Here is a 14,804-nt window from a genome sequence, read left to right as displayed (position 1 = left end):
ACTAAATCGGTATACCACTATATAGGGCTGGCATGTTATTCCAATCTATACGGCGCTTGCGTCATTTTGTTTATGATATTTTACAAAATGAAGAACATGACACGTTATTTAGCCGTTACGTTGATTATTTTCTTATATTTCTAATTATGACTAACGTAGCGGCTGTGATAGCAGAGTCTGTCGATCAGTGGTACTACCCTTATCAAGATTACTTCACCTTATTCGAAAACTTCTCTATCATTGTTTTCTCTATTGAGTACTTACTACGTCTGTGGAGTGTGGCTGAAGCAAAGCCCGATAATACAACATGGAAACAGCGATGGGATTGGCTCAGAAGTCCATCCGCATTGATTGATTTAGTAGCCATCGTGCCCGCCTTTTTGAATTTCTTTGTCAACATTGATTTGCGTTTCTTACGTATTTTACGTTTATTTCGAATTCTAAAATTGACTCGTTATTTTGCCTCAATGCGCATCTTGCTAGTCGTTATTAGTAAGGAGCGAGGCTCATTTCAGGCTGTTATCTTTATTCTCATTATTATGATTGTGACCGCCTCTAGCGGCATTTATCTGGTAGAGAATCACGCACAGCCAGACGAGTTTGAGTCCATACCTAAAGCGATGTGGTGGGCTGTGGTGACACTGACAACCGTAGGCTACGGAGATGTCACGCCAATTACTAATGCTGGCAAAATATTGGGTGCTATCATTACGATATTGGGTGTGGGTCTTGCCGCACTACCGGCTGGTATTCTAGCGACAGGATTAGCGAATGAACTGGCTCAGCGCCGTGAAGAGCTTGAACAGCATTTTCGTGAGCAGCTCATTGATAGTGACTTTGATTTGGTACAGAATCAGATGATGATTGATAAAATTCGTCGAGAGCTAGGTTTAGATAAAGAGCAGGCACAAAATATTGTTTTACAGGTACTTCGAGAGCAAGAGCTTGAACGGCGTGAGAAGGAAGTTGAAACGCGCCAAAAGAACTTCTGTCCGCATTGCGGTGAAGTTTTATAGCGAAGTATGAGATGATTTAGAATAGATAGGTTTTTAGTAGTTAATTACAGCTAATGCTTTACTCATAAAAAGAGGTCTTGTGTTTACATAGCACAAGACCTCTTTTATATGCGATTACTAACTGCTCTTATATTCCCTGAGGGATAGGCAATGCACGTGCTAACTCATGAGCCACTTCTTGTGCTGCATTTGCTAGACCCTCTGCAGTGAGTGGTAAGTTTTGCAATGTTAAGTGCCAGTCGTCAACAGATCGACGCAAATGCGCTACCCATAACGTCGTGCAGTCGCGTGGGAGCTGCTTAAGGTTTACCTCAAAACAACGGTTTCCTTCATCGTCACTCAGATGAATTTCGCCTTTTTTCACCCTAGAGAACGAATGACCGTGGTATGAGTTGGCGATTAAACCAATATGAGTAATATGAGCAGGAATTTTTTCGAGTTCCAATCTGATTTGCTCTTGATCAAGCGGGGCAAGATACATGGCTTGTTCACCGCGATCCTTACCATTTAAGCTGTCACCTTGATGCTTGACCGACTCAGCTTTATCTCGTAATTGCTTAAACCAAACGATGTCACTGATGACGCAATTGTCATCATATAACACACAAGCCAAATCAATATCCATCGCGCTTTGATTTTTCTTAAAACGCTTAAACATGCCTTTTGGCTCAATTTTGGTAAATTCATAATTGAGTGCAAAGAACAACGTTCCTGCGTCTAGTCCCAGTCCTCGTAAACTATCTGACAACAGTGGTGATGGGGCAGTGGTCAACATAACTTTCCTTTTTTATTCTTAGTTTTTAACCGTTATCTAGATTTGGTGTTTGCTTACTTAAGGCGTGCGGATGTTAGCCTATCTCAGGTCAGTGATGTCACTCACTGATTGCTGTCGAAGACTTATCTAATACTGCTTGATAAAGTAGTTCAGGCTTAGCATCTAATAACCCACTACCAAATCCACGTAGCCACCAGACCAGCTGTGAGGTTAAATTAACAGTAGCCTTTACAGTAAGGGTGTTATCCTCATTTAGCGTCACGGTTTGATCGTCATTAAGCTTACTTTCGGTCAGACTCTTACCAGCTTGCCTAGTGAATCTAAGCTCAACAGCGGTATTCTTGCCACGCTCGTCCAATTCGCCAAACAGTGGGTGACTAAAGCCCATGCTACCTTCATCCAAATAGGTATCGAGTTGAAAGTTCTCTGGTGTTTTTGCAGCGGTTTCGAGAATCTCAACACTATCAAAACGATGTAAAGCAAAGGTGCGAATGATGGCTTCTGGATCGTCAGTACGAGTTGCCAGCAGATAGATAATCACGCCGCGCTGGATAATTGCGATTGGATTTAGGATATATTCGCTGGCTTGTAATTTGTTGCTACGAGTATAACAAGCATGGATTTGCAGCTGATAAAATAGCGCGTGGTAAATATTGTCTTTACTGTCCAAATCTATATCTGGTGCGATGAGTGGCTGTGTGGCAGGCTCAATACGCACTCTGTCTATCCAAGAGTGGGTCACTTTGCTGTTCTTGAGCTGTCGCCGTGCTAAGTCAAACCAAGGAAATAATTCATCTAAGATAACAGGTGGCAGTAACTGGGTCAGATTGGCCTCGACCATATTAAAAGCAACCGCTTGTGATAAGTTCATATGCGGCAAGCTTTGCAATGGGGCGTCTTCTTTCCAGCGCCAACCCTGAGGATTGGCATTGTTTTTTTCGATAGGGAAGCGTTTGGCAAGGGCGTTCAAATCGCGTTGGACAGTACGTAGGCTGATATCGAAGCCTGCCATCATCAGCTGCTCATAAATATGCGTGGTGCCTACCCAGCGATTGCGCTGCAGCTGTGATAGTACCTGCCATTGCCGAGCAGTCGTTGCCGCACCATGTCGATTGTCACTGATATTGGCAGCATTGGCCTCTTTTGAGGTACCAGTGTCTACAGCTGCAAGCGCACCTGCCTGCTCACTAGGATTGGACTGAGCTTGGATGTTATCAGCATCAGTAGGATGTACAGTCATTAAGAGATACCCTTTATGAAGTTACAAGTCGGTTTCTGGCACGATATTGCTCGATCAGGAACCGTTAATCATCGCAGAAAAGCAGCGTAGCGTCTAGCGACGTTCATGCATGCGTATGTTTATTTGATGGTTGCTATTCGATGATAGCTGCTCGATCTAGCTGTAGATACAACGATAAATCTAGTCGAACAGCAATGTGCGTGCGTATCGGCAGTACCGTTCAAATTTTAATTGCCATCCTCATCGACAGCTGTTGTCTCGCTATCGTTTAGGGTGTCATCAATAGGCTTAGCATCGCTTTGCTTGCTACTTTCTTCACTGCTTTTCTCATTGATTCTCTCACCTTTACGCTTTTCTTTTATTCTCTTATTTTCTTTCTTTTGACGTTTTTCTTTACGATTTTTCTTCGCTTTCTTTTTGGACTTTTCATCATCGAGGTCGTCAGTGCTTTCCTGGTTTTCATCCCACAGCATCAGACGGCTTAATACTTTACCAAATAAAGTATCTTTACGATAACGGCCTTTTTTATTCATGGTGTCGATGGGCAAACCAGTCATCAGCGTCAGGGCCTCACTTAGAGTATAGACGCCATAGATATGAAATTTGCCTCTATTTACCACATCGATAATGTCGTCACGTAGCATCAGTTGTTTGACATTGGCCATCGGAATGACAACGCCTTGATCGCCTGTTAGCTCTTGCTCGCGGCAAGCGTCGAAGAAACCTGCGATTTTAGCATTGATGCCACCAACCGCTTGTACTTCGCCTAACTGGTTCATAGATCCAGTAATCGCAAGAGACTGATTGATGGGGACGTTTGCTAACGCGGATAGCAATGCACAGCCTTCGCTAACGGTAGCACTATCGCCATCGATTTGTGCGTAGCTTTGCTCGAATGCCAGTGAGGCACTAAAGTTAAGCGCATGATGTTGACTAAACAACGCGCGCAAATAGCTGGTCATAATCAGCATACCTTTGGCGTGTAAACTACCGCCCAAGTCTACATCACGCTCAATATCAAGAATTTCACCTGTGCCAATATTGGGCTGAATGACCGCAGTAAGCCGTGCTGGCATGCCAAACTCACTATCGGCATAACTAACCACGGTTAATGCATTAACTTGTCCGATAGCATCGCCTTGCGTTTGGATCAGCTGCTGGCCGTTTTTAAGCTCGTCCCAGTATAGATCGCGCAAATATCCTGAACGCTCATCCATGTCATCGATTGCTTGAGTGACATGATCTGCCGTCACCATAGCCTCATTATTTAATCGAGCATGCCGGTTTGATTCATGCAATAGTTTAATCAATAAGTCACTGTGTAGGCTTAAACGATCTTGTTCTTCAGCTTGCAAGCTTAAATGCTCAAGTAACGTAGCTTGCGCACTGCTATTAAACGGATAAAGGTCTGCATAGTCGATGATATCGGCCATTTTTGCGACCAATGCCAATTCATGCTCAGTGGTACGAGGCACATCGTCATGAAAATCAGCTCGGACTTTGAATACGGCATCAAATTCAGGCTCAAGCTCTAGCAGCTCGTAATATAAATCTGCTTCACCTAACAAGATAACCTTGATATCTAAATCAATAGGCGCTGGTGACAGAGACAAGCTACCGGTCAGCGTCAGCATTTGCTCTAGACTTGATAGTTTGATTTTTCGTGATTGTAATGCGCGCTTTAAGCCTTGCCATGCATAAGGATGCTCAAGGACGTGGCTAGCTTCTAACAGTAAATAGCCGCCATTGGCGCGATGTAGCGCACCTGCACGAATCATACTCACGTCAGTGGTTACTGTGCCTAATTGGGTGATTTGCTCGACATGCCCTAACAAATTGAGATGGGTTGGCAAATCCTCAAAGACCACGGGCGCGCCACTGTCAGGTGTGTGACTGACAATAACATTTACTGCATAACGACTGGGCGTCGTAGCCAATACTGCTGTCACAAACTCCTCATCATCGCCATTGACGATACGCTCTACGTGAGTGACCATGTCATCAAATACAGCCTTGAGATATGCTACGACAAGTGGATGAGTCGCAAATTGCTCATAAATAGGAGTAAATAATGGCTGTAAAGCACGTTGGGCAATACTACGATGTAACGACTCGATCTCATCGTTGGCTTCGTCTTCTAGTTGCTCTAAAGCGATGGTCAATTGACTCAGACGCTTTTGCATATGGTTTTTTTGTACAAAGTTATTCAGCTCAGCTTCATACTCATTATTGCCATATGTAGAGTCTTGGTTTTCTTTACTCTCATTATCTTTATTGCTCAAGATATTAACTTTTTCGCTATCATTGAGCCTTTCTGAATCTTTACGATTGCTAGGTATTTTTATTTGCTTGTCATCATCGCTGTTGCTTTCTGTAGGCAGCTGACTAGGATGAACAAATACGGCTTTATTATCGAACGAGCGAAACGTCAATGCTAGGTCATATTGTTTGCCTTCAGCATTAAGCGCGTCATAGGCATGACTTTCTTTTTGATGGGTACTGTTTTTGATGGCTTCAATTTTGCTCTGGTATTGATCACTACGAAAGCGTTGGCTTAAACGCTTTTTTGCTTGCTGCCATAAATTATTAACTTGCTGTTGTAATAGCGAGGCTTGACCAGCTGGTAGACGTAGCGCCAATGGTGTGCGTGGATCGGTAAAATTATGCACATATACCCAATCATCTGGCGTCGGTGCCTCGGCAGCAATACGCGCTAACAGACGACTAATCACGGTACGCTTACCTAAACCGTTCTCACCAGCGGCAAATACATGGTAGCCACTGGCTTTAATATCTAGCGCTGTATGCAATGCTTTAAGCGCGCGTTGTTGGCCGAAACCAACATCTAAGTCAGGCGCAGTACGTGTATCTGTAGGCAACTCATCAGGGTCGCTATAGCGTTTTAATTGCTCAGCGGAAATGCGACAATTTTGCTGAACTTCTATGAAGATAGGGTTTAGGGTATCAGGTGCTGTTTGCTTAGTGTTTTTTGTATCGGTAGCAGGTACTACCATATTGTTAGCGTCTTTTGATACTTGCGATATAGGGGTGTAGGGTTGTTCTGTCATAGGCGTTTGAAAAATCATCTTAAAAAGTATTAAAGGGATATGAGAAGTGATTGGTTTTATCTGTTCAGGCGTATTCTGAGTTTTTTATAATCAATCATGACATCTTACAAGATATAGTCACCTATTAGCGAAGTCATTAAGCGCAGTTTTGTATCATATTTAGACAAATGCCTGAGTAAAACTGGTAAAAAACGAATGAATTAATCAACGAATTGAAGGCAATCAAAGCAGAATAACGCCTCATGATAAGCGTAGATAGTATAAGATGTCCCACATTGGCGCAATCTGCAACTATTCAATGGGCAGACTGCATGATAAAATAAACGGTTCACAAGTCAAAACTGGATAACTCGTTGTATGTCAGCTTCCGCTAAAAACTCTTCATCGTCTGCTAGTATGGGTAATACTAATATTGATCCGGCTGGTTTCGTAAAGCTTGGTTCGCAATTGCCAAAGCTGGCTAATATCTTGGCGCAAGCGATAAATGAGCTAGGTCTGCCGTTAAGTGAAACGCAGCAGCGCACGTTATTATTGTACTTAGACCAGCTTTTATTATGGAATAAAGCGTATAATCTGACCGCGATCACTGATCCAGAAGAAGCGCTGATCAAGCATGTGATAGATTGTCTGTCTATTATAACGCATTTACCCGCCGGATCGTTGCTAGATATCGGCACGGGAGCAGGGTTGCCGGCAGTTATTATTGCCATTTGTCAGCCTGAGCGCCAGTGTACTGCGCTTGACAGCAATCAGAAGAAAATTCGTTTTATTAAGCAAATCAGCAGCGAGCTTGGTTTGAGTAATATGCAGCCGATCGCATCGCGTATTGAAGCGCATGAAGCAAGCTATGCGGTGGTGACATCGCGAGCGTTTGCCAGTTTGATAGATTTTGTAGAAGTAGCGCAGCCAAGATTAGCAGATGGCGGCTTCTTATGTGCTATGAAAGGTAAAGTGCCGAGTGAAGAAGAGCTGCAAGCACTTGATAGTGATTGGCATATCAAAACTATTAAACTGACGGTGCCACGTTTACACGACAGTCGTCATTTAATTGAAATGTCTGCCAAAGATAGCTAAGCCATAAATACTTCGCAGTCATGAAACAGGTACGGTTTTTTGTGAAACACAGTTTACGTCTGTATCTAAATGACATAGTATTTAAAAGCATTTAAAATACTCGACCGTAAACTGAGTATTTTAGACCATGAATTGCTTGTTTTTAAATACTGAGCGAGTGTCGCTGTACAAGATTGAACAAAAATAATCGTACCAACCGAGTCAAAAGTAATAGACCCTAATAAAATTGAGTGAGTGTATGGAAATCATAGCAATTGCGAATCAAAAAGGCGGTGTGGGTAAAACCACAACGGCAGTAAATTTGACCGCCAGCTTGGCTGCTAAACGCAAGCATGTACTGCTGATTGACTTAGACCCACAAGGTAATGCGACCAGTGGTACAGGTGTTGACAAAAATGAGTTAGATCTTACCATAGCGGACGTTTTGCTAGATGGCGTCGCGTTGTCTGAAGCAATTGTTACCAGTCCTGCTGGATTCGATGTCATCGGTGCCAATCGCGATTTGGCTGGCATGGATATTACCTTAATGAGCAAGACCGATAGTCATGAGCTGTTCAAAACTGCGATGGCCGAATTGGTTAACGATCAGGTATCCACACAAAAACAGCCATACGATTATGTGATTATCGATTGTGCGCCTAGTTTGAATCTATTGACGATTAATGCGTTGGTGGCTACGGACAGTGTGATTATCCCTATGCAGTGTGAGTATTATGCACTAGAAGGGTTGGCTGACTTATCACAAACGATTGAACGTCTTACAGAGTTGAACCCTAAGCTGTATATTCGCGGTGTGGTCAGAACGCTATTTGATGCGCGTAATACGCTTGCTCGTGATGTCTCTACTGAGCTAGAAGCGCATTTTGGCGATATCATGTACAAGACTCATATTCCAAGGAATATTCGCTTGGCAGAAGCCCCTGCGCACGGCTTACCAGTTATTGCGTATGAGAGATGGTCAAAAGGCGCGCGCGCGTATCAAAAGTTGGCCGCTGAAGTGATGAAGCAAAGCAGCTAGTTTTTATCTAAAGTTCTTACAAAGAATTTTTAGATAAAAAGCGTCACTGATCAAGACAGTGAATGAATAGTATAAGTATAGAATACTTAACATTGTATTTAGTAAGCCGCATCATTAATCAATTGGCTTTTATTTTAGCGTTAGAGGATAGGTAATCATGGCGAAGAAAAGAGGGTTGGCTGCTAATCGGGGCTTAGATGCCTTATTAGGGTCAATCAAAAAAGAAAAGCAAATTACCGCCTCTGCCTTGCAAGACGACATGGTGGCGCGTGAAAATGCTGCGCCAGATATTAATGTGCCTGTAGATACTAATGCGCCTATAGATACTGTATCCACAGATATAGCGCCTGATATCACTCCAACAAAAGCCAGTAAAAAATCATCTGCGAAGATTACTGATAACGATACTGCTAGTGAGAATAGCACTCGCGCGCCACGTTCATCTCGTGCTACCAGCAAGGCGTCGCTCAACAAATCGCGCGGCAATAGTGCAGATACGAGCGCAACCGAAGACCAGATTAGCCTTGTGCAGATTGATGTCACACGTTTGCAAGCAGGTAAGTACCAGCCTCGTCGAGATATGAGTGAGACGGCACTTGCAGAATTGGCGTCTTCTATCGAGCAGCATGGCGTGATGCAGCCTATCGTTATCCGCCCGCTATTGGCAAACGAAGATAAGAGTGAAGCATTTGTCACTCACGAAATTATCGCTGGTGAACGCCGCTGGCGCGCAGCAAAAATGGCAGGAAAAGCGGTTATCCCTGCGATTGAGCGCGCCTTATCTGATGAGTTGGCAATTGCATTAGCACTGATTGAAAATATTCAGCGCGAAGACTTGTCAGTGATTGAGCAGGCAGCAGCATTGCAGCGTTTTCATACCGAATTTGGTATGAGTCATGCCATGATCGCTGAAGTCGTTGGCAAGGCGCGTACGACAGTATCGAATCTACTTCGTTTAAATCAGCTGCATGATACAGTAAAAGACCATTTAGCCAACAGTGCGCTAGATATGGGTCATGCTCGTACACTTTTAGCATTGTCCTCTGAACAGCAACCTATCATCGCGCAAAAGATTATCGATGGCGGTATGACCGTGCGAGAAGCAGAAAAATTGGTCAAATCCATCTTGCAGCCAGCGCCCAAAATCAATCGTGCTGAACAAGCGCAATCTCGTGATGTAGAGCGTTTAACCCAGAGATTAACAGACATGCTTGGTGCTGAAGTCAAACTAAAGCATAAAAAAGATGGTCAAGGTAGTGTTGAGATATTTTTCCACAATCAAGATCAATTGGCTGCGTTGATTAAACATATAGAAGCTCAAGCTTAATAACATTTGCGAGTTAGCCATATCTATTCAAATGCTAAGTCGCCTCTGAACAACTATTTTTGCAAAAATACGGAAGAGAGTAGATATGTGGGAGTTGGTAAAAGCAGGTGGCTGGCTAATGACACCTATCGTGGTCTGTTCTATATTGGCATTAGTTATCATTATTGAACGTAGCCATACGCTACAGTTTAACAAAGTCGCTCCTAGCAGGTTGCGCGAACAGCTAATAACTCGTTTACGTGAAAATGGCGATATTGGCCGCACACAATTGATGAATGTAAAAGAAAAGACGGCGCTTGGCGATATCTTGGCAACGGGTTTGCTTTACCGTCAGCACGGGCTAGAGTCGATGACGATGCACATGCAAAATCGTGCCAGTGTACAAGTTCATCAATTAGAAAAAAACATCAATATGTTAGGCACTATCGGTGCGATAGCGCCGTTACTTGGCCTATTAGGTACGGTACTAGGGATCATATCGTCATTTTTGGCGATTACCGATGGCGCCATGCAAGATCCGACGATGCTAGCCGCTGGTGTATCACAGGCACTAATTACTACCGCTGCTGGTATGATTGTTGCTATCCCTGCGCTGGTTGCTTATCGTTATTTTCAGCGCCGTATCATTGATATTAATGCTCAGTTTGAGACTCAAGCAGGTCTTATGATTCAAGAGCTGTATGATTATCACTTGCTTGCTAGTACGCAGCCATCTACATCTTCTAGCCGTACGTCAATAGAAGATAGTATTGTGCAAGAACGTTCATTCGGTGCGTTGGATTCGGATAAGACTAGCATAGCGGCAGTGTAGTCAATGCGGTTGCAAAGAATAAAAGTCTTAAGCCCATAAATGGTAGATGAATTAAAGAGATTGATATGCGTTTTAGAAAACCAACGGTTGAACCGCTTGAAATTAATCTGACACCGATGATTGATTGTTTACTGTTTTTAATTGTTTTTTTATTACTTGCTACCTCATTCAATCACTTTAGTCGTTTAAATATTATTCTTCCTGAAGCTGAAGGTGTCGCGTTGACAGAAAAAAACAACAGCATTGAAGTAGCTGTGCAAGAAGATGGTAGCTATTTGGTCAACGGCATTACACTTGCTAGTAGCAATGAGGCTGAATTGATCAGTATGCTACAGCAAGAAGCAGGTGGTAATCGTGATATGCTATTTGTGATTGCTGCCGATGCTAACGCTACTCATCAGTCTGTTGTGCGAGTAATGGATGTCGCAGGAAAACTAGGGTTTTTGAACCTTAATATCAGTACAGTTGTGCCACTTGGTCAACCATTACCGCAATAATATATGGCTATATTAGTGTCATAAATACTCCTATAAAACTGTGCTTTGAATGCAGTTTATTCATATCATGATACCCAAATTGAGGCTTTTATGAGCCAAACATATCAATCTGACCCAAAAACGTCTGCTAAGAAATCATCAGCGGAACCATCGACTACGCCCAAGCATAAGACTTTACTACGTCTATTAAGGTATTTAAAACCTTACTGGTGGGCATTGCTGTTGACTATTATAGGCTTTGCTATTAATGCATCGACCGAGATTGGGACAGCGAAGTTATTGCAATATATTACTGATGCGATCAAGCAAAGTGATCAGAGTAAAAGGGATTGGTTTCCCGTTCTAATTATTATGCTTTTTTTAGTTCGCGGTGTGGGTAGCTTTTTGGGTAATTACTATTCTGCTTTGATTTCACGAAATCTGGTTTATGAGCTACGAGTAGAAGTTTTTAATAAGCTGCTGCGCTTGCCAAGCTCATTTTATCTTGCCAATCCAGCAGGTACTATCTCATCAAAGCTGATATTCGACGTTGAACAGGTCACAGCGGCCAGTACAGACTCAATGAAAACCTTGTTACGTGATGGCTTGACTGTTATTGGGTTGATTGGTTTCTTGCTTTATAGCAATTGGCGTTTGACATTGATTCTATTCCTCGTACTGCCACCGATACTGTGGCTCATTCGCATAGCATCTAAGCGTTATCTCAGATTATCTAAGGGGATTCAGGAAACAATGGGTGATGTCAGTCACGTGACCAACGAAGTTATTGGTGGCTATCAGGTGGTGAAAAACTATGGTGGACAAGCATACGAAGCTGAACGTTTTGACAAAATATCTAAAAAGAACCTGCGCCAAGGCATGAAAGTGGTCGTGACTAATAGTATCAATACACCAGCAGTACAGCTACTGATGGCGATGGCAATGTCAGTTGTGGTATGGCTTGCCCTGCGTCCAGCAGTGATAGACAATATATCAGCTGGCGAATTTATCGCTTATATCGCAGCCGCAGGATTGCTCAGTAAACCCGTTCGTTCATTAACGGATATTAATCAAAAGCTGCAAAAAGGTATTGCGGCTGGTGAATCGATTTTTGCCCTACTAGATGAGCCAGAAGAAAAAGACACTGGTGTGATCAGCTCAGCCCTAACGGGTGAGATGAAACTCGATAATGTCAGTCTAATCTATCCGGATTCGACAGTGGCACTGCGCGACTTTACGTTAGATATACGTGCAGGAGAAACCGTTGCACTGGTAGGGCGTAGTGGTGCTGGTAAATCATCTTTAGTAAATCTATTGACACGCACCTTATCAACTTCTGCAGGACAAATTACTTTAGATGGTATACCAATCGAAGATATCAAACTAGAGAGCCTACGTGCTCAAATTGCGATGGTCAATCAGCAAGTGGTGCTGTTCAATACGACAGTGTTTAACAACATTGCTTATGGTAGCTTAGCGAATAAAAGTCAGTCCGACGTTGAGCGTGCCGCAAAAGATGCCTTTGCTCATGACTTCATAATGAAGATGCCAAATGGCTACCAGAGTGAAATTGGTGCTGAAGGGTTGCAATTATCAGGCGGTCAGCGTCAGCGATTATCGATTGCTCGCGCGCTACTAAAAGATGCACCGATTCTAATTTTAGATGAAGCCACCAGCGCGCTTGATAATGAGTCTGAGTATTATATCCAGCAAGCGCTCGATAATGTGATGAAAGACCGTACCACATTGGTCATTGCCCATCGCCTGACGACTATCGAATCAGCGGATCGTATTGCTGTGATGGATGGCGGCCAGATTGTTGAGTTAGGAACGCACAATGAGCTAATGCAACTGCAAGGCCACTATGCGCAAATGTATGCTCGAGATTTCGAGTAGTCAGTTTAGAAGTTTTTAGCCAATTTTCACGCAGCCATGAACCAATAAGATAAGCGATATTGATTAATGAGTATTGAGACGATAATCACCCGCGCATGGCAACGTCAAGCTGTTTGGTTGTGGTTGTTGCTGCCTATCAGTTGGTTATACGGTTTCATTACCTTATTGCGTCGTCAAGCTTATAAGGCTGGGCTATTATCAAGCTATCGAGCACCTATTCCCGTGATGGTCATTGGTAATATCAGTGTTGGCGGTAGTGGTAAGACGCCGCTGATTATTGCTCTGGTCAACTACTTACAAAAAAAAGGCGTAGAAGTAGGGGTAATCAGTCGCGGGTATGGCGGTGATACGAGTCAAATGCCTGCATTAGTTAGTGCTACCAGTTTGCCCCATGTAGTAGGGGATGAGCCGTGTTTGATTGCTCATATGACAGGCGCTGCTATGGCAGTGTGTCCCAATCGCCAACAAGCGATTGCTACTCTGTTAAAGGCAGATCCTAATTTGCAATTGATTATTGCAGATGATGGTTTGCAGCATTATGCACTACAGCGTGATATCGAATGGATTGTGGTAGATGCCGCTCGTGGGTTTGGCAATAAGCAGCTATTACCAACAGGTTTTTTGCGTGAGCCGATGTCACGATTAGAGGGTGCAAATGTTATATATCATGAAAAACCAAGTACAGATTTAACTCAGACTTCTAGAAGTGGTAATAAGATACAGTCTGCTGACCGTTTGATCATGCATTTGCAAGCTGATGAGTTGCAACACTTATGGAATTCTACATCGAGTGAAGCTCAACTAAATAGTGTGAAGCCTACTAATAATAGCCGCGTCCATGCTGTTAGTGGTATCGGCTATCCGCAGCGGTTTTTTGATACCTTAGAATCTATTGGCTTTGAGGTCATAGGCCATCCTTACCCTGACCATTATGATTTTAGTTTGGCTGAGCTTTTACAATATGGTGATTATCCTATCATCGTAACCAGTAAAGATGCGGTAAAAATCAGCGCATTATTGGCGGACTATACAGCGACACAAGCACTCAGTGATAAGTATTTAGAACTTGTCAGCAGACTATGGGTGTTGCCAGTGACGGCTGTATTATCTGAGAATAGTTATCATAATCTAGATGCGCAACTAAAGGCACTAGGGGTTCGTATCGACCATGATATGAACACCTCAGCCTCATTATAAATATCAGTTAATATTTTAAATCGCCGTATAATTTTTATAGGAATACGCCATGTCGTTCGCCACCACACCTGCCAAAACCCATATCGTGATTCCTGCACGTTTTAAAAGTACGAGACTACCTGGTAAGCCATTGCTAACTATTCATGGTAAGCCAATGATACTTTGGGTAGCAGAAAAAGCGCAGACAGCAAGTTTTGCTGATGACATGTGTATAGCGACCGATGATGAGCAAATTGCAAAAGTTTGCACCGATGCAGGTTTTGATGTGGTTATGACCAGTAGCGAGCATGCTTCAGGTACGGATCGCTTGGCAGAGGTAGCAGCTATCAAAGGTTGGGCTGAGCATGATATTGTGGTGAACATGCAAGGCGATGAACCCCTTGTACCGCCATTGCTTTTGGAACAAGTACAGGCGCTCTTGGTAGCGGATGATGATAGCGTGATGGCCACACTCTGTGAGCCTATCGATGACTATGATACGTTCCAGCGGCCATCGGTAGTAAAAGTAGTCAGCCAATCTGCTAATAACTTACAGCGTGCGCTCTATTTTAGCCGCGCACCGATTCCTTGTGATCGTGATGTTGTATTGGCTGATAATAACCAGATGCAACCACCAAAGAACGCCTATCGTCATTTGGGTTTATACGCTTATCGTGTCAGTCTATTACAGCAGTTCGTAAACTGGCCACAAACGCCACTTGAGATACTCGAAAGTCTAGAGCAATTACGTGTTTTAGAAAATGGTCAGCATATCGCTATCGCAGAAGCCGCCTGTCAGTTACCAGCGGGTGTCGATACACAAGAAGATTTAGACCGTCTAAACGCGATGAGCTTAGATAACTTTCACAACCCTACTAAGTAATAGTCTGAGCAAAGTTGCATACGATTCTAAGCTTCATACAACGC

Annotated in this window: 12 protein-coding genes; 9 read left to right on the top strand and 3 right to left on the bottom strand. The window is 43.3% G+C overall.

Annotated features, from left to right (window positions below; translation table 11 throughout):
* Positions 1-32: 32 nt before the first annotated feature.
* Positions 33-1,016, top strand: a complete 984-nt coding sequence (locus QO187_RS00820) for an ion transporter (protein ID WP_102094738.1) — start codon at positions 33-35, stop codon at positions 1,014-1,016.
* A gap of 127 nt (positions 1,017-1,143) precedes the next feature.
* Here QO187_RS00820 and QO187_RS00815 read toward each other — a convergent pair whose 3' ends face one another.
* The 3 genes from QO187_RS00815 to QO187_RS00805 all read right to left on the bottom strand — a co-directional run bounded on the left by QO187_RS00815 (position 1,144) and on the right by QO187_RS00805 (position 6,099).
* Positions 1,144-1,791, bottom strand: coding sequence for a TerD family protein (locus QO187_RS00815; protein WP_102094739.1), 648 nt, complete (start codon positions 1,789-1,791; stop codon positions 1,144-1,146).
* 97 nt (positions 1,792-1,888) lie between these two features.
* The gene (locus QO187_RS00810) at positions 1,889-3,031 is read right to left on the bottom strand and encodes a YafY family protein (RefSeq protein WP_102094740.1); all 1,143 of its coding nucleotides are present in this window, start codon (positions 3,029-3,031) and stop codon (positions 1,889-1,891) included.
* A gap of 227 nt (positions 3,032-3,258) precedes the next feature.
* Positions 3,259-6,099, bottom strand: a complete 2,841-nt coding sequence (locus QO187_RS00805) for an ATP-binding protein (RefSeq protein WP_102094741.1) — start codon at positions 6,097-6,099, stop codon at positions 3,259-3,261.
* A 357-nt stretch (positions 6,100-6,456) separates the two neighbouring features.
* On the opposite strand from QO187_RS00805, the gene rsmG reads away from it, so the two are divergent.
* From rsmG to kdsB, 8 genes are all read left to right on the top strand, one after another.
* Positions 6,457-7,173, top strand: coding sequence for a 16S rRNA (guanine(527)-N(7))-methyltransferase RsmG (gene rsmG, locus QO187_RS00800; protein ID WP_102094742.1), 717 nt, complete (start codon positions 6,457-6,459; stop codon positions 7,171-7,173).
* A gap of 238 nt (positions 7,174-7,411) precedes the next feature.
* A complete protein-coding gene (locus QO187_RS00795; protein WP_102078567.1) occupies positions 7,412-8,191 on the top strand; it encodes a ParA family protein in 780 nt (259 codons plus the stop codon).
* Positions 8,192-8,348: 157 nt separating this feature from the next.
* Positions 8,349-9,518 (top strand): ParB/RepB/Spo0J family partition protein, encoded by a 1,170-nt coding sequence (locus QO187_RS00790; protein ID WP_102094743.1) that lies wholly within the window; start codon positions 8,349-8,351, stop codon positions 9,516-9,518.
* A gap of 85 nt (positions 9,519-9,603) precedes the next feature.
* Positions 9,604-10,329: a MotA/TolQ/ExbB proton channel family protein gene (locus tag QO187_RS00785; protein ID WP_102094744.1), complete on the top strand. Its 726-nt coding sequence runs from the start codon at positions 9,604-9,606 to the stop codon at positions 10,327-10,329.
* 65 nt (positions 10,330-10,394) lie between these two features.
* Complete coding sequence (locus QO187_RS00780; RefSeq protein WP_102094745.1) at positions 10,395-10,826, top strand: biopolymer transporter ExbD; 432 nt, start codon at positions 10,395-10,397, stop codon at positions 10,824-10,826.
* Positions 10,827-10,916: 90 nt separating this feature from the next.
* Complete coding sequence (gene msbA / locus QO187_RS00775; protein ID WP_102094746.1) at positions 10,917-12,701, top strand: lipid A export permease/ATP-binding protein MsbA; 1,785 nt, start codon at positions 10,917-10,919, stop codon at positions 12,699-12,701.
* 66 nt (positions 12,702-12,767) lie between these two features.
* Positions 12,768-13,898 (top strand): tetraacyldisaccharide 4'-kinase, encoded by a 1,131-nt coding sequence (gene lpxK / locus QO187_RS00770; RefSeq protein WP_102094747.1) that lies wholly within the window; start codon positions 12,768-12,770, stop codon positions 13,896-13,898.
* Between the two features lie 49 nt (positions 13,899-13,947).
* On the top strand, positions 13,948-14,760 hold the full coding sequence (gene kdsB / locus QO187_RS00765; RefSeq protein ID WP_102094748.1) for a 3-deoxy-manno-octulosonate cytidylyltransferase: 813 nt from the start codon (positions 13,948-13,950) through the stop codon (positions 14,758-14,760).
* Positions 14,761-14,804: the final 44 nt, after the last annotated feature.

Origin of the sequence: Psychrobacter sp. Arc9, from assembly GCF_041431295.1 — a bacterium.
In the GTDB taxonomy this organism is placed as follows: Bacteria; Pseudomonadota; Gammaproteobacteria; order Pseudomonadales; family Moraxellaceae; genus Psychrobacter.
This window is presented reverse-complemented; position numbering and strand designations above follow the sequence as displayed.